The organism is Paraburkholderia sp. FW306-02-B (assembly GCF_058782725.1).
The window spans coordinates 569,768-595,369 of sequence record NZ_JBYSXZ010000002.1 but is presented as its reverse complement, the minus strand read 5'-3'; the positions used below and the strand labels follow the sequence as shown (position 1 = coordinate 595,369).

The window sequence follows — 25,602 nt, the reverse complement described above, 5'->3', positions numbered from 1 at the left end:
GAAACGCTAGCGCCTCGACGAGGCACTAGGGACGTGAGTGCGAGCCACCACAGGCATCGAAAAAGTGCCGAACGAAACGCAGTCGCGAGTTACGCTAGCACAGCAAACACAAGCCATGGCGCCTGTACAACCACAGGCGCCAGAAGCACCCGACGGTTTTGTGAAGTACCGCGTCGGCGCGCGCAGCGCCGCCGGAAGTATGACGGCCTTGTCACCAGCGCGGAGTGTGCGGGAACACCGATTCCAGATGCTCCACTACCTCCTCCAAGCCAGGGGACCCGCTTAAGCGCTGGCGGTGTAAAGCCGCTTTCTTTTGCCTACTTTTCTTTGCGGCAGGCAAAGAAAAGTAGGTGCCCCCCGCACAGGGGGAACGCTAATAAACCAAAAAGAAAGCAAGGAAAGGCCAACGCCGTAGGCACACAGAACAACACCAACATCAAAGGCAAAAAAACCAAAATCTCCATTGTGGACTTGTCCACAGAAACTGTTCGCAAGCCTGTGGATATCCTGCGCACGAGTCACGCAAGTGATTGACCGCATTCAGATTCCACCCTCTGCCCACAGCGAGTCTACAGGTCGAAATCGCGGTGAGTCCGCCGCTCGAATCACAGCGCGTCTATCGCTCAAATCGACCGGAGCGACAACACGTTATGGCAATACAAACGTCTTCACGAGCGTCAGCTCACCCGGCTTCCTCATTGGCGCCCGAATCGTCTCGCTCTTTTCATTCGGCGTATTTTCATTCGTGATGATAGTAACCTGTGCGACGGTGATATCGGCGCCGCTATTCCCGTTACCGTAGTAGTTCACATAAACCAGATAAGTGCCATGCAACGGCGCAGCCGACGAATAAATCTCCGGCCCGTACCCGGTGGTCACATCCACATCGAGCGCGCCGCCATTCGGCGCGACCCGATCTCCGTACCACGTGTGCACACCATCGGGCGATACAACGTGCAAATCGAGGTCGGTGCCGTCGGTGTCCCAAGCGAGCACAATCCGCAATTTCGGCTGGGTCTTGCCGCTATAAGCATCGTAGAACTGCACGCGCTTTCGAGTGCCGTCCGGCGCGCGCAATTCAACGCCGTTACTCCCCGCGGGAAACGCGTACGGCCGCGAAAACTTGCCGTCCTCCTCCACACGCTGCGGCAGCGGCGTACCGTCGACCACCAGCGTGCCCACCGTGGTGCCCTTCTTCTTCGGCGCGTGGCGGATCTGCCCTTCGATCAGCGCGAACTTCGACTGACCTTCCGGCGTCGCTACGGACACCGCCGGGTAATGCACGTCCTGCGTATAACGCTCGCTGTCGCCGCTGGTGTTGCGCCAGCCGTTCAACGGCGCGGCGAAGTCGATATCGCTCGCCTGCGCCGACTGTACGTGCAGCGCGGCCTGCAAACAGGCGACGGCGAGCAACCTCCAGCCAGCCTTCATCCACCGCGTCGTCTTGACCTTCATCGTCACTGCTCCCATCCCGCCTTCAGAGTCGCTCGCTCTTCACGAGCATCAGGTCGCCGATCTTGCGCAGCGGCACGACCATCGTTTCGCGCCGTTCGTTCGGCGTATTCTCGTTGAACACCAGCGTCAGCGTCGCGGTAATCACGTCGCGCTCGTGCGCGGCGGCGGCGAAGTTGTAGCCGGTCGAATCGAAGTTGCCCCAGTAATTCAGAAAGAACAGCCACGTGCCGTGCTCGGGCGCCGCCGACGAAAAAATCCCCGGCCCGGCGCCATCCACTGAATCGACGTCGAATCCGCTACCGTCTTCCAGCGTCGGATTGGCGAAGAAAGCGTGCAAACCACCCGGCGTTATCACATGCAGATCGACTTGCGCCTTCGGATCATCCCATGTGACGATCGCGCGCAGCTTCGCCTGCGGCTTGCTTCGGTCAGCCTCGTAGAACTGCATGCGCTGGCGCTGTTTGCCGTCGGCGGTGATCAGCTCGATGCTGTTCGAGCCCGCGCCGAAAGCCCATGGGCGTGCGAACGCGCCTTCGTCGTCGGTATAGAGCGGCGTGGGATTGCCGTTGACGACGAGCGTCGGCGGCTTGCGCGCACGTTTGTCGATGTGTTTCAGGCGACCTTCGATCAGCGTGCGATAGCGCTGCGCGCCGCGATCGACCGGGGGCCGCGGATACGCAGCGACGAAGTGCTCGCCTTCGTTGGTCAACCCGCTATGGCGCCAGCCGCCGAATGCGCCAGTCAGATCGGCTACCGCGCCATCCGCTCCGGCGGCCCGCACGTTCGTCGCCGTGCACGCCATCAGCGCAGCCGCGGCCAGAGGCAGCGCACGCCCAAGCGGCGCGCAAGCGCGAACGGCACGCACAGGAAGCGGCATGCAGAACAACGATGAAGGCGAACCCGAGGCGTGTTTCATTGGATCGAATTGTCAGTGCGGATCAGCGTGCGCGCGGCGCGTTCTACAAACGCCTCATCGAGGCCGCGCGGATGATGCTGAAACGCGAGGTGAATGTACTCATGCGCGAGCGCGATGCGGTCCTCTTCGGTTTGCAGCCGGTACACGTACACGCGATTGCGCTGCGCATCCGCATACGGCCGCCCTTCGCGCACCGCGCACACGGCCGGCAGATCCGGCGTCTCGTAGCCCGCGGCGCGGTCCATGCGCCGCGCCCACAACGGCGCGTTGCGTTGCAGCCATTCCCGCGCGCCGGCCACTGCGATGCAATCGCCGGCCAAAGGGCTCTCGAACGAAGTCAGTGTCGCTTGCGGCCAGGTGCGCGCGAGGATTGCGTCGAAGGCGAGGCCGGTTTGCGCGGAAGCCTTCGCGGCCAGCCAGCTCATCTGGCCCGGCGCGGCCTTGTCGTGGTGATACTGAACCGGCACACCGGTCAGCACCAGCGCGTCGGTCAGATCGGCCGCACGGCGCGCCGCGGCGGTGGGCGCGCGCGGCAGAACGCGCTGCGTGTTGCTGCTGTCGTCGATCCGGAAGCATCCGTGATCGTGCTCGCCGTGCTGTACGACATACGTGCGCGCCGCCACGGCCAAAGCCTTGGCGGCTTCCGGCTGGCTCGTGTCGCCTTCGCGCTCGACCACCCGCGCGACATAGTCATTCAGACCAAAGCGGCCGATCACTTGCGGCGCACCTGCGGCGTCGCGATCGAGCATTAGTTCGCCATGGCTTTCCACGCGCGCCCAGTTGCCATTGGCGAAGCCGATCCGGAAGTTGCCACGCAGCGGGCCATCCGGCACCGCTGCCGAGCCCTTGTCGCCCAACACCTGGCGAATCGGATAGCGGCTGAAGAAATCGACCAGTACGCAGGCGGTGTCGTCCGGCACGGCGACTTGCATGAGCAGCGGCGCGATACGCGGCGCGGCAGCCGCCAGCACGCGCGCACTTCCGCCTGAGCCGCCTAGCCATACCGGCGTGCCGTCGGCAAGCCAGCCTGCCGCGCCGCCGATCGATGCGCCGGGCCGCGCCGGGTCCGGCATCGTCCATGTCTTCGCGCGCAACACGCTGCCGTATAGCGACACGGTGCCCTCGCCGCGCCCGCTTGTCAGCACGGACACTAACGTGCTCGCCGCCGCTTCGCGCGGCCGTGCGGGCATCGCCTGCAAGGCGGCGAGCAGGTCGGTGACCGGCACGCGGCGCGTGGGTGTCATCGCGTGAAGGTCGCGCAGCCAGACGGGCGCATGCGCGGCCGTCCAATACCTGCGCCAGTCGGCGGCATCGAGTTGCAAACGCGCGGGCTCGAAGAAACGGCCGCACGATTGCACCAGCGCATGCTCGCGGTCGACGTGGCCGCCCGTCATGCAGCAGTACACCTCTTCAGGATCGCCGCCGCTGCAGGTGTAATCCGGCGTGGCGATGTTGCGGTCCACGAGATAACCGTAGACAAACAGCTTCCACACGCTGCCGAGCGGCGTCTCCAATGATGCGGGCAACGGCTGCGCGGACTGCGGCGAACTGCCGTCGAGCGTACCATCGGCATTGCCCTGCCAGAGTTGGGCCTGACCGTCGCGCAGCCACGCAAAACGCAGTGTCTGCGCGGACGATGCCGCCGGCGCCTGGGCGCCCTGCGCCGCCCCGCCGATCGACACACAGCCCATGCTCACGGCGAGCGCAATCCGCAGCGTGGCTGCCAGACGATCGCGCGTGCGCCGGAGAACAGGGAACATGGCGGTCTCGCTTACTGGATCCGCATGGTCGTCACGCGATCGCTCTTGCCGCCTTCGAACGCCTTCGCGTCCGGTTGATACATGCGGAAGTAGCGCGCGGGCGGCAACGCAAACGTGCCCGGCAACGCGAAGCGCACCAGTTGCCGCAGCGTCACCGGCCGATCGAGCAAAGGCACCGGCTGGTGATAAGCCAGTTCACCCATCTCATACGATGCCACGCGCTGGAACGGCTGCGGACCACTGGCGCCTTCCTTCACACCTGGCAAACCGTCGATCGAGACGCCCCAGCTGGTCGCCTCGACATTGCCGCCCGGCGGCAGCGGCACATCGAGCAGACCGTAGTGGTAGGCGTTGCCCGAGCGCGGCGTGAGCATGACTTCGTCGACGTACAGCGCATTGCTGTCGATCGCATCGCCTGGCTTTACGAGACGCGCGGTGAACGCCGAGCGCCCCAGTTGGCTTTCGGTGCCGCCCTTCTTCGGATCGGTTTTCACTTCGAGCGGCTCCAGCTTGTAGAAACGGCGCTCCACCGTGATGTTCAGCCGGCTGTCCTCGCTGGTATGACTGCGGAACGAGACCAGCGCGTTCACGTCGGTGCGCGCAGCACCGGCATCGAGCGAAGCCGGCAATCCCCCAAGGGGACTTCCTCCGGAGCGTGCGGCGCCGGTCCACTTCCAGAGCGGCGCGCCGGTCGGCGTCACGGCACGCGTCCAGCCCGCGCCTTGCAGCGACGGCAGCGATGCCGGCGCCGTGTCGCCGCCGAGTGCCTTGCGCACCCACAGCAGTGTCAATGCGCGATCGAGCGTCGGATAGTCGGCGCTGCTTTTCGCGAGCAGTGCCGATGCATCGACCGCCGTGCCGCCGTCGCCACCTGTCACGTACAGCAGGCTTTGCACAAGCGGCGCGGGATCGTTGGCCAACGCGGTACGGGCAGCGCCGGCTGCCGCATCGAAACCATCCGGCAATTGAGCGCTCGTGCTGCGCGCCATATTGGCGACCAGCAGCGTCGCCATCTGCTTGCCGCGCGGCGAATCGGCTTGCGCGAACACGATGCTGTCCGACGCGCCGTACCTGCCCGTACGCGCCGTTGCATTGGCCGATGCCGCCGCATCGCTCAGCAAGTCACCTGCGACGCCCGACACCGGCGTCGCGACCGGCAAGCCCATCTGCTGCATGAACCACAGCGCCAGCGCGCGATGCAGCAACGGCTCTTTCGCGCCCGCGTCGCGATAGACGTCCATCGCATGCTGCCAGTTGTCGGCCGGCAGCGAAATCCCGAGGCTGCGGCTCGCGAGCCAGTCCGCGTAATACGCGTAGGCGGTGATCAACGCACTGCCGCCGGTCGTATCGCCCCACCAGCCGAACGTGCCGCCGACGCCCGCCAGCATCGCCAGACGTTGCCGCTGATTGCGCAGCAGCGCTTCGAGCCCTTGCGTCGAACTGACGTTGTCGCCGCGGCCGATGGCATCGTGTGCGAGCGCGAGCGGGATCAGGCGGCTCGACGTCTGCTCGGCGCAACCGTACGGATAATTGATCAGATCGTCGGCAACGCGCGCGAATTCGCTCGCCGCACTGCCGATGAAACGCACGCTGACGTCCTGCGCATCTTGCGGCAGATTGAGCGGCTTGTTCGAACCGTCGAGTGCGACGGTGTTCTGATGCAGATCGAGCCAGCCGCTCGCATCGAGATGGATCGTGGTCTGCAAACTATCCACGTCCTTACCCGCACGACGCAACGTCGCGTTGATCACGCCGGCCTTCAGCGCGCCGTTCGGCAGACGCAGATAGTTCGCGCCGCGCTTGAGCATGACCTTCTGATTCAACGACAAACCGCCGCCGTCGACCACCCACTCGGCGTCCATGTCCGCGCCGGTCTGATTGAAGGCGATCATGTCGATGGCCGGCTGATCGTTGACGCGGAAATGCGACGGCCCGCTCCACTTCAGATACAGCGCCTTGTCCGAACGCACGTACGCAGTGCGCTGACCGACCATGCCGTCCGGCGCCGCCGCGCGCACGGTGACGCGCCAGCGCGCCAGCGAGTCCGGCATCCTGAAGGTCATCGTCGCGTGACCGTTCGCGTCGGTCTTCAGATTGCCTTCCCACGCGGCCGTGTCCTGATCGTCGCGGCGCGGCCGTTCGAGCACCTTCACGCCGCGTTCGTTGTAGTTGGCGCGTTGCGGGCCGCCCGGCGCACCCTTCAACGGCGAGCGCGCGAGATCGTACGTGATGAACGACAGGCTCGACGAGGTCCGCACATTGTTGCGGCGCGGATGATAGAAAAAGTCGACGATGTTCGGCGCGATTTCCGGCTGCAACACGTAGACCATTTCATCGACCACGCTGACCGTCAGGTTCGCCGTTTCCGGCTTGCCGTTCAGCGTGCTGTCGAAGTTCAGCGTGACCGTATCGCCCGGACCGTACACCGGCTTGTCGCTCTTCACATTCAGTTCGATCTGCGGCTGCGCGACCACGATACCCGCATTCTGGAACACGTATTCGCCGGCATGCACGTACAGCACCGAGAACGTCATGTTCGGCGCGAAATCTTCGCCGACCTTGATACGCGCTTTCCATTGCGACGGCGCGATGCGTTGCAGTTGCAGCCAGTCGCCGCCTGCCGTCAGCAAGGCGCGGCGTTCGACGTTGTCGCGCTCCAGGGTCAGCAATGCATCGTCGACCGGCATCGGGAAGGTGATTAGCGCTTCAGCGGTGTCGCCGATCTTGTACCTGTCGCGATCGAACACGATCTCGACGCTGCCCGGAATCGCCTTCACGCCGTCGCCCGCGACCCAATGGCTCGCGGCGGCAAGCAGATTGCCCGTGTCGTCCTTGACCGACAACATGTACGAACCCGGCTCGTCGAACTGCACCGGGAACGACAGCTTGCCGCCGGCTGTTGCGCCCTTCAAAGCGCCTTCGCCATGCGTTTGCGATTCGAGTCGGATCCACTCCCACCTGGCCGGCGCGCGCGACGCAGGGTCGAGCGTACCGAGCGCTTGCAGATCGAAGTTGATCGTTTCCTTCGGTTGCGAGAACGACTTCGCCGTCGACAAACGATAAGGCGTCGCGCCACGCGCGATCAGCACTTCACGCGTTACCCGCACCTTGTAGGCCGCACCGTCCTGCGCGAACAGCGTCAACGCATAACGGCTCGGCTCTTTGGCGGCCGGCAGCGTGAGGCTCGCGTTGCCGTCGCTATCGGTCGTCAGTTCCTGCTGTTCGAGCTTGACCGGGAACAGCCCCGCATAACGCAATTCGCCATCGACAATCGTGACTTTCTGCGCGCGCAGCGTGACGGAGACTTTGCTGTCGCGCACCGGCTTGCCATCCGGATAGCGCAACTGGATCTTGCCCTTCAGTTGCTCGCCCGTCGCATAGTCGGCTTTGTCCATCGACAAGTTGACGTCGAAATGCGGCTTCACATATTCGGCGACGCGAAATGCGCTGCCGTATATATCGCCGTTGTAGTCGAAGCGCAGCGTATAGCCGCCCGCGGTGGCATCGGCGGGGAGCGCAAACGACGTATCCGCGCCGGTGTCGGACGCGAAATGCACCTTGCTGTTAGCCACTGGCGCGCCGTTCGGATCGAGCACGTCGAGCTTGATATCGGCATCGGCCGGTGCGGACGATTGCGTCGCGTTCCGGAACGTGCGGCCGATGAACTTCACATGCACCGCATCGCCCGGCCGGTACATCGGACGGTCGGTCACCGCGTAGATCTTCGTGTTGTAGATCTCGCTGTCGTAATAGAAATTCTCCGACACGAACACGCCGCCTTGCGGATCGGTGCCGAGCACATAGCTGCGCTCGGGGCTCACGTGTTGCAGCACCAGCGCGCCGTCGCCGCCGGTGGTGCCGCTTTGCAACACGCCGACGCCGTCGGTCCAGTTCACTTCGGTGTTCGCCACCGGCTTGCCGTTATCGCGCCGCGTGGTCCACACGAGCATCCCGCTCGACGCCGCCTTCACGACCGCAACCGTATCCGACACGAACAGCAGCGCGTGCGCACGATAGTTGCCGATCACCGCTTCGACGATATACAGCCCCGGCGGCAGCTTGCCGACCGGAATCATCACGTTGCCCGAACTCGCTTCGATAAAGTTACTGCTGCTGCCTTCGAGATTCACGCCCTTCGGCGGCTGGATCACCTTCGCATCCCAGATCGGATAGCGAAAGCGCGCGACCAGGTCGTAGCCCTTGAGCGGCGCGAACTGCGCGTTCTGCTGGAATTGCGTCTGCCTGCCGGGTTGTTCGCCGAGCTTGAATTGCGGCGCGGCTTCGGTCGCCTTGCTGCGTGTCGCGAACGACAGCACGCGCTGCCAGGCACGGCGCGCTTCGGTGAGCCAGCGGTCCCACAGATAAGCCAGCGTGTTCGCGAGTCCTTCGCCCTGATAATTCGGCGCGACGTTCAACCGATGCAGATTCTTCTGCGCCTTCAGAAAGTCCAGCGGCTTCGGCACGCGATACACGACGATGTCCGCGCCGCCGTAGGCCTGCAACGCGTCCTTGAATTCGCGGCCGGGCGCTTCGAGGCGCACCTGCGCCAACTGATCGCTGCCGAAGCTCGCGTCCGAGAGCAGGAAGAACGGCTGGCCATCGACCTTCTGAGAAGCGAAATTGCTCGACGGCGCCGCTTGCAGTGTGGGATTCGCGGCGATGTTGCTATCGGCCGAGGTGCCCGAGGCATCGCCGTCCTTCGCCGCGGCGTCGTCGGCATAGGCCGGCGCGATGGCCAGCGTCATGGCCGCGAGCAGCGCCGCCACAGTGAAGGCCGCGCGACGGCGCGCGTTGCCGGGCCAACCGCTCGAAGTGGTGACGGAAATCATTCGGGTCATGGTGTCAGAAAGTCCAAACGAAACACGCCAACGAAATTCGGATTGCCGTCGAGCGGCTGCCAGCGGGAATCTTTCCATTGCATCAGGTCGGAGACGGCCACGGCGCGCAGACCGGTATCGGTCGGCGTAACGGTGCCTGTGTGATAAGCGATGTAGCGATCCAGCCAGATCATCAGATGCTGGTCGTCGCCCTGGTCGAAGAACAGCAGGTCGCCGGGCAGCGCCTGGTTGACGTCCTTCGAAACAAAACGGCTATTGCGTTGGATCAGCGCGATTGCCGACGCGTACGCGCCGGTGGAACCGTCGAGTTGGGTCCAGCGATTCGACAGCGTGCGTTGCGACGCGGATAGCTGCAATTCGGGCGGCATGCTGCTGGTGTCCGCAAGACTGGTCATGCCGTTGGCACGCAGCCACTTGCTGTCGTGCGGCTTGAGGGTCTCGCCGACAGCGAAGCGCACGAGGCCCGCGCAATCGCGCTGCGTCCAGCGCGGCGTCGGGCCGCGCCGCATCTGCTGATCGACGATGCGCACGAACCATGCGCGAAAGGCTGCCGATTGCTGCGGTGAAAGCGCGTCGGGATCGGGCGCGGCAGTGGTGCTGGTGAGCGCATTTGCGTACGGCGCGAGGCTGGCCATGACGAGCGCCGAGGCTGCGCGCGCGAGCCACGTGCGGCGTGCGGCGGCAGGCGTTTCGTACGTGTGGGCGATTGCATGCGCTGCGGGTACGCGCTCAGGCGCGTGCACCGCTACGCGCGCATCCGTCGCGAACGCCACGTCGGGGACGTGAAGGTGGCGCACCTAGTCGCCCTCGGTGCCGGGCTGATCTGCTGGCGAATCTATTGCACCCGCCGCCACACCCGCAGCCGCACCGGCATCCGACCCGGCGCCCGCCTTCGCGCGATCGAACCACCACTCGACCGGCACCCAGCCCGTCGACCCCGGCAACTCTTGCGGCAGCGTCAACGAAACCGGCGGATAGTGCGCGAGCGCATGCAGCTTCGGCACGAGGTGGGTACGCGACGCGTTGCGGAACACCGACTCCTGATCGGCCGGCAACGCCGCGCCCGCTTCGCGCTCGATCAGCGCAGCCGCGGACGAAGGTGTCAGCGTCAGAATCGTGCGCGGCAGCCGTTGCGGCGCGAGCGTATCGGCGAGCGCCGGATAGCGCTTGTCGAGCACGGCGAGCGTATCGTCGACCAGACGCGCATCAGGAGAGAAGATCAGATAACCGTGCGCCAGCGCGAGTGTCACCGGAAAATACCGTTCCGCCGACAGTTGCGACGCGAACGCCGCCTTGCTCGACAGCGCCGTGCCCGCACGCGCGCTGACCGGACGTTGCCACACGGTGACATCGGCGCCTTGCTCGTGCGTCGTGACCGGCAGGCGGCGATAGTCTTCGCCAGCGTCGCCGGATTTGGCGGCCTTCGCCTCATACGCGCCGATCACATCGCCAAAGGTCTTGCCGAGCGCGGTCTTCAGCGCGGCGATGCTCGCCGCGTCCTGCGTCTTCACGCGAGCGACGAACACCGGCGCGACCAGCGTGGACTTCGCATACCAGCAGACGGCTGCCGGGCCGGCGAGCTGATCGCCGATCGCAGCGCCGCCTTGCGCACCCGCGTCGGCCACCTTGGCCAACAGACCCGACGCTTGCTTCCAGTCCGCCGGCAAGCTCGTGCACGCCGCCGGATTGGCCGGCAACGCGCGCCACAAGTCGGCGCTATTCCATTGCTGCGGCAACTTGTCCGGCTCGATCAGCGCGGCGGTTTGCCAGCTCGCCGCCGCGCTGCCGTTCGGCGAAAAGTCGAATCGCAACGCGTCGATACCGGAGAAAAACGCCTGATAACCGAATGAAAGGTAATTGGCCGACACCACCAGCCGGTGCCCCTTCGGTGCATCGCCCGGCGCGTCCAGTCGATAGACGCGCGCCGCATCGTCGCGGCCTGAGGACAGCATCTCCGACACCGCGTCGGCCCGCTCGCTCAGCAGGCCGCCCTTCGCGTCGAGCAGCACACCGGGGGCGGACAGCACGACGAGGCGATCGTCTTTCGTTGCGAACAATATTGTGCGGCCGACCGCCAGCTTCAATGCGTAGACCGGCACGTCGCCGGACAGCCTGGCGACCTGGCTCAACTGCGCATCGCTCGCGGCAACGTTGCCGAAGCCTTGCAGCAGCTTGGCCAGCCCGTTACGGCGCATCGACATCACCCAGTAGCCGAGGCGCCCATCCGGCGAGCGCCACAGCAGCACATGCGCGGGCTCGTCGAACACGCGGCGGATCAGTTCGTCGCGCCAGTCGAGTTGATGTTCGAATGCAAGACGCCGCAGCGCGCCCTCGGCGGAGAGCCGCGTGTTGTTCGACTCGTAATAGTCGATGAAGTCTTGCGTCAGCACATCGTGCAGCAGCGGCACGCGTAGTAAGTCGCGCGGCAAACGCGAGAGCGCTTCGCTGTCGATCACCGCATCCGGGTGATGAATATCGAGCACGACTTCACCGGTTTCGGCGGCTTTGCGATGAGCAAATGGACGCCAGACCGCCTGAATGATCACGCCGGCCACGACCAGAAGACCGACTACCAGGATTGCAATCTTTTTACGCGACATCTTCATCTGATTTTTTCTGGTTCGATGCGACGGTATTAACGATGATGGCTGCGGAGATTAACTCGCAGGGATCATTCGCCGAAGGCAACGATGATACCTGAGATTTTTAGTTAAAAACCAGCGGCGATCCGCATTTAACAGTCGGCAATGTTTCAGGTGTTTGATGGCGGAATTGTGTCCACATCGGATTAAGCAATTAGCCACCACGTCTAATTGAAGCGGCAGTTTGAGTTAAACCGGCATGTGAGCGGTTCGGGCCATAAGCGAAGCAGTGCGCGCGTGCCCCTGGCTCGAGCAGGCGCCGAGCCAGGGAGTATAGCGCGGCCTTGTCCGGCATTAACGGATTGGCACGCTTATGCTAAATCGGCGCGATTAACCGCGCGCATAAGAAAAGCCCGGCTGCACTGTATGGCGCGCCGGGCTATTTCCAGTATCGCTGTTACCGCTTTGCTGAGATTACGCTTTAGCCACCGTCAAAAGCGTTCGAGCGCCTGTTTCATTCGTTGCACGCCGGTTTCAATATCGGCCACGCCAGGCGCCGCGAATGACAGCCGCAGCGCTGCTGCATCGATATTGTCTTTATAGAACGCGACGCCCGGCACGAACATGACGTTGCGCTCGATACAGGCGCGCAGATAATCGGACGCATCTTGCCCACCCGCCAGTCGCGCCCACACGAACATGCCGCCACCTGGACGATGAAACGCGATGCCGCCGGGCAGGTGCGTGTCGAGCGCGTCGCACAGCGTGCGGCATTTCACGGCGTATGCGTCGATGATCCGTGGCAGATGACGCTCCAGCGCGCCGCTCGCGAGGTATTCAGCGGCGATCGCCTGGGTCCACGGCGAACTGCACAGGTCGACGGTCTGCTTCGCGACCACGCAGCGGCGCAGAATTTCCGCATGCGCGACCATCCAGCCCACCCGCAAACCGGGCGCGACGATCTTCGACAAACTCGAAAAATGCACCACCCAGTCGCGCGAGCCCGGCACCTGTTCGGAGAGCGCGAGCAGCGACGGCAATGCCGTGCGGCTGAAGCGCAGGTCGCCATAGGGATCGTCTTCAACGATCAGGAAGTGGCGGCGTGCCGCCACTTCTAACAACGCCGTACGCCGTTCCAGCGACAAGGTCGCGCCGGTCGGATTGGCAAACGTGGGCACGGTGTACAGCAGCTTTGGCGGCCGGGCCAGGGTGCCCGCTTCGAGCAACGCAGCGAGGGCAGCGACGTCGAGTCCGTCCTGATCGACCGGCACGGTCACCACGTCGGCCTGTTGCAGCTTGAGCGCCTGCAAGGTCGCCGGATAAGCCGGTTGTTCGACCAACACGACATCGCCCGGCGCGACCATCACGCGCAGCAGCAGATCGAAGCCTTGTTGCGAACCAGTCGTCACGAGCAATTCCTGCGGCGTGCAGGCCGTGCCGCGACGTGTCATCAATTGCGCGAGCTGGTCCTTGAGGATGGCGAGCCCATCGGTCGGGCCGTATTGCAAGCAAAGCGTGGTCTGCTGCGACGCACGCGCCGCGGCGGCGTCGAGCCCTTCGCGGTCGAACAGATCGCTTGCCGGATAGCCGCCGGCAAACGAAATCATGCCGGGTTGCGCCAGGTACTTGAACAGTTCGCGGATCGGCGAACCGGTTGGCGCTTCGAATACGGGGTTGAACGTGAACATGGTGACGGGCCGTTTCTCTGTCGATGGAGGATCGGCGTCGATTGTGGCCATCGTCCGTGTGCGCGGCAAACGATATCTATGCACTACGTATTGCGTTTTCTGCATCATCTGCAGCGTGCTGCCCCGAGTGTACCTAGACCACGTTCTTCTCCACAATCGGCCGGTTTTCGAGCACGCGAGCAAAGCTGAGCGCGCCGAGATCGAGCGTCGTATAGCGGCCGTGCAGAATTAATTCGCTGACGCCGCGGCCGGTTGCCGGGCCTTGCTGCAAACCATGGCCACTAAAGCCGTTAGCGAAAATGCAGTTATCGACGTCCGGGTGATAGCCGATGATCGCGTTCTGGTCGAGCACGTTGTACTCGTAATAGCCGGACCAGCAGTTCTGCACGCGCAGCGCTTCGAATTGCGGCACCCGATGCGCGAGCGTCGGCCAGATCACCTCGTCGAAAAGCGCGTGATCGACTTCGTCGAGCGGCAAGTCGTCGGGATCGTTATCCGCTGAAGGCGAGGTGCCGCAGATATACGATTGGCCTTCAGGACGGAAATACACGCCAGCCGGGTCGATCAGCAGCGGACAACGTTCGAGCCGCGCGGGCGAACTGACGTTAAAAATACTGCGGCGGCGCGCGAACACCGGAAGGTCGATGCCGACCATCTGCGCGACTTTGCGTGACCAGGCGCCCGCGGCGTTCACCACCACGTCGCATGGGTAGGTTTCGCCGCTCGCGGTCTGCACTTGCGTGACGCGTTTGCCGTCGCGCTGCAGCGCGGTGACGTCGGCCGCGACATAGCGTGCGCCGAGCGCCTGCGCTTTTTTGCGCAGCGCCTGCACGAGACCGTAACCGTCGAACCAGCCTTCGCCGCTTTCGCCATACGCGCCGGCCACGAGGTCTTCTGTATTGAGCCAGGGAAAGCGCGCTTGCAATGCGGCTTTGTCGAGCAGACTGATATCGGCGCCCAGACTTTTTTGCAGCGCGTGATTCTCGCGCAGCGTTGCCTCACCGGCGGGCGTCGCGAGAAAGAGGTAGCCGCCTTCGTGCAGATCGATCGACGGTTTCGCGCCGTCGATCTCGAGCCGCTCGCCGATCGAGCGCAGAAACTCGATGCCGAACAGCGACATCTGAATGGAAAGCGGCGTGGAGAATTGCTGACGAATCGACGCCGCCGATAACGCCGACGACGAGCGCGCATAAGTCGGATCGCGTTCGATCACGGTGACGCTGACCGTCGGGTCCGACGCCCGCAGAAAATACGCAATCGAGCTGCCGATCACCCCACCGCCGACGATCACGACTTTGGAACTCACGTCCTACCCCACGAGTAGCGTGGCCGCTCTGAAACGGCGGGCGGCGCAAACGGATTGTTGAAGAGATGTTGTGCGCAGCGGCGCGTGAACGCGCCGCTGCTTTCTGCTGAAGCTGCTGAAGGCTCTACCGCTGTCAGCCGATATTGAAGTCGATGCCCTGCGCGAGCGGCAATGCCGACGAGTAGTTGACCGTGTTGGTCGCGCGGCGCATGTACGCCTTCCACGCATCCGAGCCCGACTCGCGGCCGCCGCCGGTTTCCTTCTCGCCGCCGAACGCGCCGCCGATTTCCGCGCCGCTCGGTCCGATGTTCACGTTAGCGATACCGCAATCGCTGCCCGAGTCGGACAGGAAGCGCTCCGCTTCGCGCAGGTCGGTCGTGAACACGCATGACGACAGACCATGCACCGCCGCATTGTTCGCCTCGACTGCGTCCGCGAAATCCGAATAGCGCAACACGTAGAGAATCGGTGCGAACGTTTCCTTCAACACCACCGACGTTTGCGACGGCATTTCAACGAGTGCCGGACGCACGTAATGACCGCCTTCATAACCCTTCACTTCGACACGCTCGCCGCCGAACACCTTGCCGCCCTCGGCGGTGGCCTGCTGCAACGCTTCCTGCATGCGCGCATACGCTTGCTTGTCGATCAGCGGCCCCATCAGCGTGCCCTTTTCGAGCGGATTGCCGATCGGCACCTTGCTGTACAACTGCTTCAGACGCTCGATGGTCTTGTCATAGACGCTCTCGTGCACAAACAAACGCCGCAGCGACGTGCAGCGCTGCCCTGCCGTGCCCACCGCCGAGAACAGGATGCCGCGCATCGCGAGTTCGTGATCCGCGGTTTGCGTGACGATACCGGCATTGTTGCCGCCGAGTTCGAGCAGCGAGCGGCCAAAGCGCTTCGCTACTTCCACGCCGACCGTGCGGCCCATTTCCGTGCTGCCCGTCGCGCTGACGATCGACGCGCGCGGATCGGCCACCAGCTTCGCGCCGACATCGCGGCCGCCGTTGATCAGCGCGGTCAGGCCGGCCGGTGCGTCGCCGAATTCCTTCAGCGCCTCATTGAGAATCTGATTGACGGCGAGCGCGGTCAGCGGCGTCTTTTCCGACGGCTTCCAGATCACCGCATTGCCGCACACCAGCGCGAGCGCCGCATTCCACGACCACACGGCCGCCGGGAAGTTGAACGCGGAGATCACGACGCAGGTACCCATCGGGTGCCAGGTTTCGGCCATCCGGTGGCCCGGACGCTCCGAGGCGATCGTCAGTCCGTACAGCTGACGCGACAGACCGACGGCGAAGTCGCAGATGTCGATCATTTCCTGCACTTCGCCCATGCCTTCCTGCAGGATCTTGCCGGTTTCGAGCGTGATGATGCTGCCGAGCGCCTGCTTCTTTTCGCGCAGACGGTTGCCGAGCAGGCGCACCAGCTCGCCGCGGCGCGGTGCCGGGACGTTGCGCCACGCGGCGTAGGCGTCTTTCGCATTGGCGAGAGCCGTGTCGACTTCTGCCACCGTGTTGCTGGCCACACGGCCGATGAGTTCGCCCGTAATCGGCGAATGAACCGCGATGTCGCCGGCTTGCGCCGCGTGGGCGATGCCGAGGTCGGCGAGGATGGTGGAAGCGTCCATGAGAATCCCTTTAATTTCCAATGCGAAACAAGAGTAAGTTCGGAAACTATACACGCGGGTTTTTGTGGCGGCAAGGGTATTTGCCCGGGGCTGACGGCCGAATCACGCTTCCAGGCCGTGTCAGCCTGTGTTGACCATGCGGATCACGAACGCGGAACGGCGGCCGGGCGCGCCGTCGCCGACGCTTCGGCGACGCCTCGCTGCGAACCCACTCGTTTCTTATTGGAAATAACTGCCTTTCACAACGAACAGCCGAACGAGCGCCTGCGCCGCCCTATGCAAGGGCGCTCGGTCTGCTACCGCGCCGACCCGCAAAGCCTGGCCCCGTTGATCGACTGGATGAGTCTTTATGCCGCCTTCTGGCGCGACCGGTTCGATCGCCTCGAAACACTATTTGCGGAGACCGCAATCTCCCGTGCCCCCACACCTTTGCCGCGCCCTCAAACGCCCGCCATCAGCCTGTCGACCAGCACTCGGGCAAACGGCGGCAAATCCTTCACGCTGCGCACGCATATCTTGAGCTTGCGTTCGGCCCACGCGTCATTGAGCGCGACGATGGCGATCTGCATCGTCTTCTTGTGACGCAGCGCGACTGACTCCGGCACGATGCCGATGCCCACCCCCGCCTCGATCATCCGGCACGCCGCCTCGAAGTTGCCCACCTGAATACGCAGCTTCAGACGAGCGCCGAGTGCGTCGGCGGCGCTGGTGACAAATGCGTGGATTGCGCTGGACGTGGGCAGGCTCACGAAGTTGGCGTCGAGCAATTGCGCGAAATCAACCGAGGACTGCTTCGCCAGCGCATGATCGGATGAGGTGACCAGCACCAGCCGATCGTCGCGATACGGCAGCATTTCCAGATGTTCCGCGTGCACGTTACCCGCGACGATACCGATATCCGTCGCGCTATCCGCCACCCCTTTGACGATTTCACCGCTCAGCACTTCGCGCAGATCGATGTTGACGTCCGGATGGTCCCGCAGAAAGTGGCTCAGCACGGCGGGCAGAAACTCGCTGATCGCGGTGGTATTGGCCCAGATGCGCACGTGGCCCTTGATACCTTCGCCGTACTCCTGCATGTCGCCGGCCAGATGCTCGACCCGTTCGAGCACGAGCCGCGCATGATGTACGAAGGCTTCGCCGGCGGGCGTGAGCGTCACGCCCTGGCTGGTTCGATAGAGCAGCTTGAAGCCGAGCTGCTCTTCGAGATTCTTGACCCGGTTGCTCGCCGCCGGCGCCGACAGATGCGACCGCTCCGCCGCGCGCGCGAGATTCTGCGTGTCGGCGATGTTGAGGAGCAAGCGCAAATCCACGAAATCGAAATGCATGATGAAAGCCAGAGATGAAGCGCCAATGGACGCTCGCAATGCAAAGGCCAATCTTAACCGGGCGCGAAGCACGCGTTCGAAAAAGCCGAATTCCCTGCGGGCGCCGACTCTGTCAGAGTGAACCGATTCGCGCTTCGGTTTGATGAAAGCGCTTTATTTTGGGGAGGCAGTGTTGAAGATTCTGGTGCCAGTCAAGAGAGTGGTCGATTACAACGTGAAAGTCCGGGTGAAGTCGGACGGCACGGGCGTCGACATCGCGAACGTGAAGATGTCGATGAATCCGTTCGACGAAATCGCGGTGGAAGAGGCGGTTCGTCTGAAGGAAGCGGGCGTGGCGACCGAAGTGATCGCCGTGTCGGCGGGTGTCGCGCAATCGCAGGAAACGCTGCGCACGGCGCTGGCGATCGGCGCGGACCGCGCGATCCTGATCGAATCGAACGAAGAGCTGCAGCCGCTGGCGGTCGCCAAGCTGCTCAAGGCGCTGGTCGACAGGGAGCAGCCTTCGCTCGTGATTCTGGGCAAGCAGGCGATCGACGACGATTCGAACCAGACCGGCCAGATGCTCGCTGCGCTGGCTAATCTGCCGCAGGCGACGTTTGCCTCGAAGGTTGTCGTCGCGGACGGCAAGGCAACCGTGTCGCGTGAAGTGGACGGCGGCGCCGAAACGCTGTCGCTGAAGCTTCCCGCCGTAGTCACCACCGACCTGCGTCTGAACGAGCCGCGCTACGTCACGCTGCCGAACATCATGAAGGCGAAGAAGAAGCCGCTGGAAGTCATCAAGCCGGAAGACCTGGGTGTCGACGTCGCGCCGCGCCTGAAGACGCTGAAAGTCGCCGAGCCGCCGAAGCGCTCCGCCGGTGTGATGGTGCCGGATGTGAAGACGCTGGTCGAGAAGCTGAAGACCGAAGCCAAGGTGCTTTAAGTAATACGCGGAGACAGAGCAAATGACGAATCTGGTAATTGCAGAACACGACAGTGCGTCGATCAAGGCCGCGACACTGAACACGATTGCAGCCGCGCAGAAGATTGGCGGCGACATTCACGTGCTGGTGGCAGGTCACAACGCACAGGCGGCGGCCGATGCCGCGGCGAAGATTGCAGGGGTTTCGAAGGTGCTGCTCGCTGACGCGCCGCAACTTGAAGCGGGCCTCGCAGAAAACGTCGAAGCGACGGTGATGAACATTGCGCAGGATTACTCGCACATCCTCGCGCCGGCCACCGCATACGGCAAGAACATCGCGCCGCGTATCGCCGCGAAGCTCGACGTCGCGCAGATCAGCGACATCACGGCAGTGGATTCGGCGGACACGTTCGAACGTCCGATCTACGCCGGTAACGCGATCGCAACGGTTCAATCTCAAGATCCGATCAAGGTCATCACGGTCCGCACGACGGGTTTTGACGCGGTCGCGGCCGAAGGCGGCAGCGCAACGGTGGAGAAGATCGAAGCGGCAGCGGACGCAGGCATCACGCAGTTCGTGAGCCGTGAAGTGACGAAGCTGGACCGTCCGGAACTGACGTCGGCGAAGATCATCGTGTCGGGTGGCCGGGGGCTGGGCAACGGCGAGAACTACACCAGGGTTCTGGAACCGCTGGCGGACAAGCTGAACGCCGCACTGGGCGCATCGCGCGCGGCAGTGGATGCAGGCTTCGTGCCGAACGACTATCAGGTGGGACAAACCGGCAAGATCGTCGCGCCGCAACTGTATGTGGCAGTGGGCATCTCGGGTGCAATCCAGCATCTGGCCGGCATGAAGGACTCGAAGGTCATCGTGGCGATCAACAAGGACCCGGAAGCGCCGATTTTCAGCGTGGCCGATTACGGTCTGGTGGGCGACCTGTTCACGGTCGTGCCGGAACTTGTAGGCGAAGTAGCCTGAAACGAAGCGGGGGGCGCGGCGAGCTAGCCGCGCCTGATGGACCGTTCCGACGAGCACGCGGTGCGAGGCGGGAAGAATGACTGCCTTGTCACCAAGTCCGAATGTACGAGAACACGGATACCAGGCGCAGGCGCCCAAACCGCCTGGCGGTTTGATGAAGTACCGCCACGGCGCGCGCAGCGCCGCCGGAAGTATGACTGCCTAGTCACAAGCGCGGAGTGTGCGAGGGCACGGATTCCAGATGCTCCGCTGCCTCCTCCAAGCCAGGAGACCCGCTTAAGAGCTGGCGGTGTAAAGCCGCTTTCTTTTGCCTACTTTTCTTTGCGGCAGGCAAAGAAAAGTAGGTGCCCCCCGCACAGGGGGAACGCTAATAAACCAATAACAAAAGAAAAACCCAACACCGTAGGCACAACAACCCATGCCGCCGCCAAAGGCGAAAAAAACCTTATATCGATCTCTCCACCAATCCCCCACTCTGCGCAGCATCGACATCCGGAGAGATATCCTCAAGCGTCTGCTGACTAGTCTCGATCCGCAAAGCGAGAATAGCGATACTAAGCAAAAGCAAAACCCCACCAACCATAGTCAACACGCCAGTCACGCCAAAGCGCGTATACAAAAGCAAGGCCACATACGGCGTAGACATCGAAGCCGCCCGTCCACAGGTACCGGCAATCCCGGTCCCCCGCAACCGATGCGCGGTCGGAAACAACTCCGGGATATACCCAAACAACCCAAGCGTACAAACCGTATAAATCGCCGTCACCAGAGCAAACCCAACCACCGAAATAGCCGCCGGCGCCCTCATCTGCACATAAACAAACCCAAGCACGATCGTCACGAGCGAGAAAAGCACAATCCCATTCCGCCGCCCAATCCGGTCGGTGACAAGATACCCAACCACAGCGCCGGCAGGCGCACCAAACGACATCAGCAGCACAAACCCCAGAGACTGCACAATCGTCAGCCCCTCCTTGACGAAAAACGTCGGCAACCACGCGACAAACCCATACAGCGACATATTGATCGCCATACACGTCAACGCAGCCACCAGCGTGCGGCCAATCATCCCCCGCGCGAACAGCGCCGACAACGGTGCAGCCGGCACCTCGTGACTCACCACGCGCGCCACCGGCGGCAACTTGCCCACGCGTGCTTCTACCTGGCGTTCGATCGCCGAGACAGTCGCCTCGGCCTCGTCGAGCCGCCCGACCGTTTCCAGCCAGCGCGGCGACTCCGGCATCCGATGACGCAGGAACCAGACGATCAGCGCGCCGATCCCCGCAATCGCAAACATATAACGCCAGCCGAGATGCGGAATCACCCAGTAGCCAATCGCCGTCGCACCGAGCAAACCGGAATTGATGATCAAGGCAAGTAGCGATGTCCAGCGGCCGCGCGTCGCCGGCGGCACGAACTCGCACAGCGTGCCGGCCGCGACCACCAGCTCAGCGCCCAGCCCGATGCCCATGATGAAGCGCAGCAGGATCAACCAGTCGATGTTCGGTGCAAAACACGCGGCGATCGAAGCAACGCCGAAGATCGCCAGGTTCGCCTGATACGAATAACGCCTGCCGAAGCGATCGCCGAGATAGCCCGACAAGCCCGCGCCGATCATCATGCCCATGAACGTTGCCGAGATGAAAAACGAGCCGAGCCGCAAATCGGTAAAGCCGCTCTTGACCATCGCCGCAAGCGCGCCGTTGGCCAGATAGATATCGAAAGCATCGAGAAAGGCGCCCGCACCGATCAGGCCGAGGATGTTCCAGTGGAAGCGGGTGATAGGCAAGCGGTCGAGCCGCGCGCCGGAATTAACGGTTGCCAAATTGTGTCTCCTGATAATCTGCGCGCGGCTGGCCCGCGAACGCAAAGGGTCCTGCACGGCCGCCTTTCTTACAGCGACGGCTCTAATGCAATGTGTCAAATGGCACGGTTCAAACTAGCCGTGCCGCTTGATGCTAGACGCCAAGAGTGCGATACCCGAGGCCGCGAGGGAATTGGCATTATTGGAAGCCGATGTTTCGTCGCGGTTAACGTCCAGCAAGAACGAGCAGGGGCAAAAAAGCGGCGTAGCGCCACTCCATGTAGCGGAAGTCTCATTGCAAGCGCCAGCGATGGGCCCGCCGTGCAGTAACGCGCCGCATCGCCAAGCCAACCAAGACACCAAACCGCCTTGCGGTTTGACGAAGTACCGCTGCGGCGCGCGCAGCGCCGCCGAAAGGATGACGGCCTTGTCACCAGAGCGGAGTGTGCGGGAACACAGATTCCAGATGCTCCACTACCTCCTCCAAGCCAGGGGACCCGCTTAAGAACTAGCGGTGTGAGCCGCTTTCTTTTGCCTACTTTTCTTTGCGGCAGGCGTAACTATTCAGCGCTTGTAAACTGCTGCCAGGCTGTGCATAGTGAGGGACATGACGAAGATGCCTGACATCAAGGACCTGACACCGGAGCAGAAAGACGCACTCATCATTGATCTGGTGAGGCGTCTGAACGAGCTTGAGGCAAAGCTTGAGAAGGACAGTCATAACTCCAGCAAGCCGCCGTCAAGCGATGGTCCGCAGCGCAAGCCGAAGTCATTGCGGGGCACGAGCGGGGCAAAGCCTGGCGCGCAACCGGGGCACAAGGGCAAGACGCTCAAACGCGTGACCCAACCCGATCACATCGAGATTCACCCGGTAGCGCCGGTATGCGATGCATGCGGCGAACGCATCGAACCGGCCCGCATTGCCGTGTTGCCCGAGGGACGTCAGGTAATCGATCTGCCGCCCACGCGCCTTGAGGTGACGGAGCATCGCGTGCAGATCGCACAGTGCCGCTGCGGCAAGCACCATTCGGGGGTGTTTCCCGAAGGCGTGAGCCAGGCGGTGCAGTATGGCCCCCAGGTGCGCGCCGCTACGGTCTATCTGACGCAATACCAGCAGTTGCCCGTGGGGCGTACGGCCCAGGCGCTCGAAGACCTGTTCGGTCTGCGTGTGAGTACGGGTACCGTGCAGCACAGCATTGACCAGGCCGCCCAGTTGCTGGCGCCGGCGGTCAGACAGATCAGCCAGGCGCTGCGTGAGCAACCGGTGGTGCATTTCGATGAGAGCTGCATGCGCGTGGGACGCAAGACTCACTGGCTGCATAGCGCCTCGACGCGAGCGCTGACCTGGTATGGCGCGCACAACAGGCGCGGTCGCGAGGCGCTGGACAGCTTCGGCATTCTGCCCGGCTTTGCGGGAATCGCCGTGCATGACGGCTGGGCAGCCTACGCGCAGTATGAGTGTGAACATGCGCTGTGCAATGCCCACCATCTGCGCGAACTGGTGTTTGTACTGGAGTCCACGCAGCAGGCCTGGGCCCAGCAGATGATTGATCTGCTTTGCCAGGCAAAGCGCGAGGTCGAGCTCAGTCTGGCTTCAGGCAACACAGCGCTGGGTCAATCGCGCCAACGCTATTACGCGCGACGCAGTCGGACGCTGATCGCCCAGGCGCGCAAGCTCAATCCGCAGCAGGCACGTGAGCCCACGCGCCGCGAACTGCGCGGCAGGATCAGGCAAAGCTTTACCTACAACCTGCTCGGACGCCTTCACAGGCATGCGCGCGAGGTGTGGCGCTTCATTGCAGATCACCGTGTACCGTTCGACAACAACCAGGCCGAACGCGATATCCGCATGCCCAAACTCAAACAGAAAATCTCGGGATGCTTCCGCGCGATATCGGGCATGGAGGCGTTCTGCACGATCCGCTCCTACCTCGCCACCTTGCGCAAACAGAACCGTTCGCTGATCGATGCGCTGGCCTTGAGCTTTGCCGGATTCGTCGTTTCGCCTCTGACTGCCGCTGAATAGTTACGCGGCAGGCAAAGAAAAGTAGGTGCCCCCCCGCACAGGGGGAACGCTAATAAACCAATAAGAAAAGAAAAAGCCACCACCGTAGGCACACACCCACAGCGCCGCGCAGGCAAAAAGACAAAAAAACCTACCTATCCTCCACAATCCGCCGAGCCTTCAAAATCACCGGCAAATCAACCATCTTGCCGTCAACGGCCACCGCCGCGCCGTCGCTCGCCTCCACTGCCGCCAACACCCGCCGCGCCCACGCCTTCTCCCCCTCGGTCCGCGCATAAGCTCGATGCACCGCATCAACCTGCTTCGGATGAATACAGAGCTTGCCGCCGAAGCCAAAGCGCCGGCCACGCCGCGCGTCGGCTTCGATCGCTTCGATATCAGTGATGGTCGTGGACACGCCATCCACCGGCGCGCCAATGCCGGCCAACCGCGACGACAGCACGATCTGCGAGCGAAACAGGTGCAACTCCTCATCGTCGCCGTCGATACCGAGATCGATCTGAAAATCGAGCGTCCCGAACACGATACGGCTCACGCACGGCGCCGCGCACAGCACCGCGAGATTCGCAAAGCCGCGCGCGGTTTCTACGATCGGCAATACGGTCAACGCAGAATGCGCATGGGCCAGCACAACCTCGATCTGCTCTCGCGTCTCGGCCTTCGGCAACACGATGCCGGCAACACCCGGATGCGCGACCAGTGCTGCGATGTCGTCGCTAAACCACGAAGTATCCGAGCCATTAATACGCACCCATGCACGGCGTGATACATCGTCCGATACAGCGGCGAGCACCGCCGCGCGCGCCGCGGGTTTTTCATCGGGCTGCACGGCGTCTTCGAGATCGAGAATCACCGCGTCCGCGCCGGCTGCGTGCGCTTTCTCGAAGCGCTCCGGCCGGTTGCCCGGTACGAACAGGTACGAACGCGGCAACGCGGCGCTCATGCGGCCACCGTTTCTTCGAACACCGATTCGACCCGTGCCCGCTCGGCAATATGCCATGCGTTGCCGAGCAACCGCGCGGCCTCGCCTTCGGTCGCCGCGCCGGAAAACGCCGCCAGCCGATGCAGCTTGGTCGCGATCTCATCGCGCGACAGCGTATTGCCCGGGTCGCCCTTCGGTTCGTCGACGCGCCCCGTCAACGTGCGGCCGTCGCGTGTCGTTACCGTCACCTTGCCGATCCAGCGGACCGGATAGGCGGCATCGACTTCGGCGTCGAAGGCCATCTCGACGTTGTCGCGGAAGGCGGCGATCGAGTCTGCATCGAAGCCCTGCTCGAACTCGGTCACGCCCGCATAACCGTGATATGCGACGAGCCCCAGCACCGTGCCCATGTTGAACTTCGCCTGGTGCACGGTGCGCGGCGTGACGACCGCGCCGAGCACGTCGATTGCGCCCTGGTGAACGTGCGCGACCACCTTCGCGATGTCGCGCGGTGCGAGCTTATGTTTCTGCACCACCGCGAGCAACGCATCGGCGGCAGGATGCGTATGGCGGCACGCGGCGTGGTACTTGAACGAGGTCTCGGCCGTCGCCCAGCGCGCGCCGAGACGGTCGACGAGACGCGCGGGATCGGTGTCGCTCGACATGCCCGCGGCCATCCCTTGCGCGCCTTCGAGAATATGCGTCGCGCCCTTGAAGCCGTCGGCAGCGAGTTGGGCGGACATCAGGCCGTTGGCGGCGGCCATCGCCGTGTGCAGTTGCTTGGAATCGGCGGCGTCGCGCAAAAACTCCCACAAGCCGCTCGCTTGCGTGCCCGCCGAGCCGAACGCATCGAGCATCTGCGCCGGCGACAATCCGAGCAAACGTCCGGCAGTGGCTGCCGCCGCGACCGTGCCGACAGTGCCGGTGGTATGAAACACCTTGTAGTGCGAGCGTCCGAGGAATTCGCCGATGCGGATGCCGACTTCATAGCCCGCCACCGCCGCCGCGATGAAGTCCCGGCCCGACGCGCGGTTGGCCTGCGCCAACGCAAGCGCCACCGGAAACACGACGGTCGCCGGATGAAACACCGAACCGTTGTGCACGTCGTCCTGTTCGGCGAAATGCGACGCTGCGCCGTTGACCATCGCCGCGAAATACGGTGTGGTGCGGCTACGGTCGATCAGGACTTCGCACGGGTCGTCCTTGGCGCTGCCACCGGTCTGGCGCGCAAAACGCGCGATCGTTTCGACCGGCCGCGCGCCTTTGCCGGCCAGCGCCGAGCCGAGCCAATCGACATAAAGGTTGACGGTGCGCTCGACCACCTCTTTCGGCATGCTGTCGAAATCGAGTTGAGCGGCGAAGGTCGCAAGCGTAAGGCTGGGATGGTCGGTCATAGCGAGGTTGCTTTAGAGTCGCGTCAGGTTCGTTCAGGTCGTCGGCGTGGAATCCTTCACACGTCGAAAC

16 protein-coding genes are annotated in these 25,602 nt (G+C 63.4%); 3 read left to right on the top strand and 13 right to left on the bottom strand.

Annotated elements, in window-relative coordinates:
- Positions 1 to 648: 648 nt before the first annotated feature.
- The 10 genes from AC3WOG_RS23600 to AC3WOG_RS23555 all read right to left on the bottom strand — a co-directional run bounded on the left by AC3WOG_RS23600 (position 649) and on the right by AC3WOG_RS23555 (position 17,506).
- Positions 649 to 1,455: a YfaP family protein gene (locus tag AC3WOG_RS23600; RefSeq protein ID WP_492580340.1), complete on the bottom strand. Its 807-nt coding sequence runs from the start codon at positions 1,453 to 1,455 to the stop codon at positions 649 to 651.
- 22 nt (positions 1,456 to 1,477) lie between these two features.
- On the bottom strand, positions 1,478 to 2,257 hold the full coding sequence (locus AC3WOG_RS23595; RefSeq protein ID WP_492582423.1) for a YfaP family protein: 780 nt from the start codon (positions 2,255 to 2,257) through the stop codon (positions 1,478 to 1,480).
- 110 nt (positions 2,258 to 2,367) lie between these two features.
- Positions 2,368 to 4,131, bottom strand: coding sequence for a DUF2300 domain-containing protein (locus AC3WOG_RS23590; protein WP_492580339.1), 1,764 nt, complete (start codon positions 4,129 to 4,131; stop codon positions 2,368 to 2,370).
- Positions 4,132 to 4,142: 11 nt separating this feature from the next.
- Positions 4,143 to 8,969, bottom strand: a complete 4,827-nt coding sequence (locus AC3WOG_RS23585; protein ID WP_492580338.1) for an alpha-2-macroglobulin family protein — start codon at positions 8,967 to 8,969, stop codon at positions 4,143 to 4,145.
- On the bottom strand, positions 8,966 to 9,676 hold the full coding sequence (locus tag AC3WOG_RS23580; protein WP_492582422.1) for a DUF1175 domain-containing protein: 711 nt from the start codon (positions 9,674 to 9,676) through the stop codon (positions 8,966 to 8,968). The genes AC3WOG_RS23585 and AC3WOG_RS23580 overlap by 4 nt, the downstream gene beginning before the upstream one ends.
- Before the next feature lie 90 nt (positions 9,677 to 9,766).
- Positions 9,767 to 11,575: a DUF2138 domain-containing protein gene (locus AC3WOG_RS23575; RefSeq protein WP_492580337.1), complete on the bottom strand. Its 1,809-nt coding sequence runs from the start codon at positions 11,573 to 11,575 to the stop codon at positions 9,767 to 9,769.
- 467 nt (positions 11,576 to 12,042) lie between these two features.
- Positions 12,043 to 13,239 carry an aminotransferase-like domain-containing protein gene (locus AC3WOG_RS23570; protein WP_492582421.1) on the bottom strand — a complete coding sequence of 399 codons (1,197 nt, stop codon included), beginning with the start codon at positions 13,237 to 13,239 and terminating at the stop codon, positions 12,043 to 12,045.
- 133 nt (positions 13,240 to 13,372) lie between these two features.
- On the bottom strand, positions 13,373 to 14,545 hold the full coding sequence (locus tag AC3WOG_RS23565) for an NAD(P)/FAD-dependent oxidoreductase (protein ID WP_492580336.1): 1,173 nt from the start codon (positions 14,543 to 14,545) through the stop codon (positions 13,373 to 13,375).
- A 133-nt stretch (positions 14,546 to 14,678) separates the two neighbouring features.
- Positions 14,679 to 16,178: an L-piperidine-6-carboxylate dehydrogenase gene (gene amaB / locus AC3WOG_RS23560; RefSeq protein WP_492580335.1), complete on the bottom strand. Its 1,500-nt coding sequence runs from the start codon at positions 16,176 to 16,178 to the stop codon at positions 14,679 to 14,681.
- Positions 16,179 to 16,618: 440 nt separating this feature from the next.
- Positions 16,619 to 17,506: a LysR family transcriptional regulator gene (locus AC3WOG_RS23555; protein WP_492580334.1), complete on the bottom strand. Its 888-nt coding sequence runs from the start codon at positions 17,504 to 17,506 to the stop codon at positions 16,619 to 16,621.
- A gap of 172 nt (positions 17,507 to 17,678) precedes the next feature.
- On the opposite strand from AC3WOG_RS23555, the gene AC3WOG_RS23550 reads away from it, so the two are divergent.
- Both AC3WOG_RS23550 and AC3WOG_RS23545 read left to right on the top strand, forming a co-directional pair.
- Positions 17,679 to 18,428: an electron transfer flavoprotein subunit beta/FixA family protein gene (locus AC3WOG_RS23550; RefSeq protein WP_492582420.1), complete on the top strand. Its 750-nt coding sequence runs from the start codon at positions 17,679 to 17,681 to the stop codon at positions 18,426 to 18,428.
- A 22-nt stretch (positions 18,429 to 18,450) separates the two neighbouring features.
- Complete coding sequence (locus AC3WOG_RS23545; protein ID WP_492580333.1) at positions 18,451 to 19,386, top strand: electron transfer flavoprotein subunit alpha/FixB family protein; 936 nt, start codon at positions 18,451 to 18,453, stop codon at positions 19,384 to 19,386.
- A gap of 445 nt (positions 19,387 to 19,831) precedes the next feature.
- On the opposite strand, the gene AC3WOG_RS23540 is transcribed toward AC3WOG_RS23545, so the two are convergent.
- Positions 19,832 to 21,211, bottom strand: a complete 1,380-nt coding sequence (locus AC3WOG_RS23540) for an MFS transporter (RefSeq protein ID WP_492580332.1) — start codon at positions 21,209 to 21,211, stop codon at positions 19,832 to 19,834.
- Between the two features lie 586 nt (positions 21,212 to 21,797).
- Between AC3WOG_RS23540 and tnpC the strand changes: the two genes are divergently transcribed.
- On the top strand, positions 21,798 to 23,216 hold the full coding sequence (gene tnpC, locus AC3WOG_RS23535) for an IS66 family transposase (protein WP_492577202.1): 1,419 nt from the start codon (positions 21,798 to 21,800) through the stop codon (positions 23,214 to 23,216).
- 130 nt (positions 23,217 to 23,346) lie between these two features.
- Here the strand turns inward: tnpC and AC3WOG_RS23530 are convergent, their stop codons facing one another.
- On the bottom strand, positions 23,347 to 24,159 hold the full coding sequence (locus AC3WOG_RS23530; RefSeq protein ID WP_492580331.1) for an HpcH/HpaI aldolase/citrate lyase family protein: 813 nt from the start codon (positions 24,157 to 24,159) through the stop codon (positions 23,347 to 23,349).
- Positions 24,156 to 25,532: an MmgE/PrpD family protein gene (locus AC3WOG_RS23525; protein ID WP_492580330.1), complete on the bottom strand. Its 1,377-nt coding sequence runs from the start codon at positions 25,530 to 25,532 to the stop codon at positions 24,156 to 24,158. The genes AC3WOG_RS23530 and AC3WOG_RS23525 overlap by 4 nt, the downstream gene beginning before the upstream one ends.
- Positions 25,533 to 25,602 lie beyond the last annotated feature (70 nt).

What these genes read in the sequence shown, in the direction of transcription:
- AC3WOG_RS23600 (WP_492580340.1), bottom strand. Translation starts at nt 1,455, where the DNA reads ATGAAGGTCAAGACGACGCGGTGGATGAAGGCTGGCTGGAGGTTGCTC.
- AC3WOG_RS23595 (WP_492582423.1), bottom strand. Translation starts at nt 2,257, where the DNA reads ATGGCGTGCACGGCGACGAACGTGCGGGCCGCCGGAGCGGATGGCGCG.
- AC3WOG_RS23590 (WP_492580339.1), bottom strand. Translation starts at nt 4,131, where the DNA reads ATGTTCCCTGTTCTCCGGCGCACGCGCGATCGTCTGGCAGCCACGCTG.
- AC3WOG_RS23585 (WP_492580338.1), bottom strand. Translation starts at nt 8,969, where the DNA reads ATGACCCGAATGATTTCCGTCACCACTTCGAGCGGTTGGCCCGGCAAC.
- AC3WOG_RS23575 (WP_492580337.1), bottom strand. Translation starts at nt 11,575, where the DNA reads ATGAAGATGTCGCGTAAAAAGATTGCAATCCTGGTAGTCGGTCTTCTG.
- AC3WOG_RS23570 (WP_492582421.1), bottom strand. Translation starts at nt 13,239, where the DNA reads ATGTTCACGTTCAACCCCGTATTCGAAGCGCCAACCGGTTCGCCGATC.
- amaB (WP_492580335.1), bottom strand. Translation starts at nt 16,178, where the DNA reads ATGGACGCTTCCACCATCCTCGCCGACCTCGGCATCGCCCACGCGGCG.
- AC3WOG_RS23555 (WP_492580334.1), bottom strand. Translation starts at nt 17,506, where the DNA reads ATGCATTTCGATTTCGTGGATTTGCGCTTGCTCCTCAACATCGCCGAC.
- AC3WOG_RS23545 (WP_492580333.1), top strand. Translation starts at nt 18,451, where the DNA reads ATGACGAATCTGGTAATTGCAGAACACGACAGTGCGTCGATCAAGGCC.
- tnpC (WP_492577202.1), top strand. Translation starts at nt 21,798, where the DNA reads ATGACGAAGATGCCTGACATCAAGGACCTGACACCGGAGCAGAAAGAC.
- AC3WOG_RS23530 (WP_492580331.1), bottom strand. Translation starts at nt 24,159, where the DNA reads ATGAGCGCCGCGTTGCCGCGTTCGTACCTGTTCGTACCGGGCAACCGG.
- AC3WOG_RS23525 (WP_492580330.1), bottom strand. Translation starts at nt 25,532, where the DNA reads ATGACCGACCATCCCAGCCTTACGCTTGCGACCTTCGCCGCTCAACTC.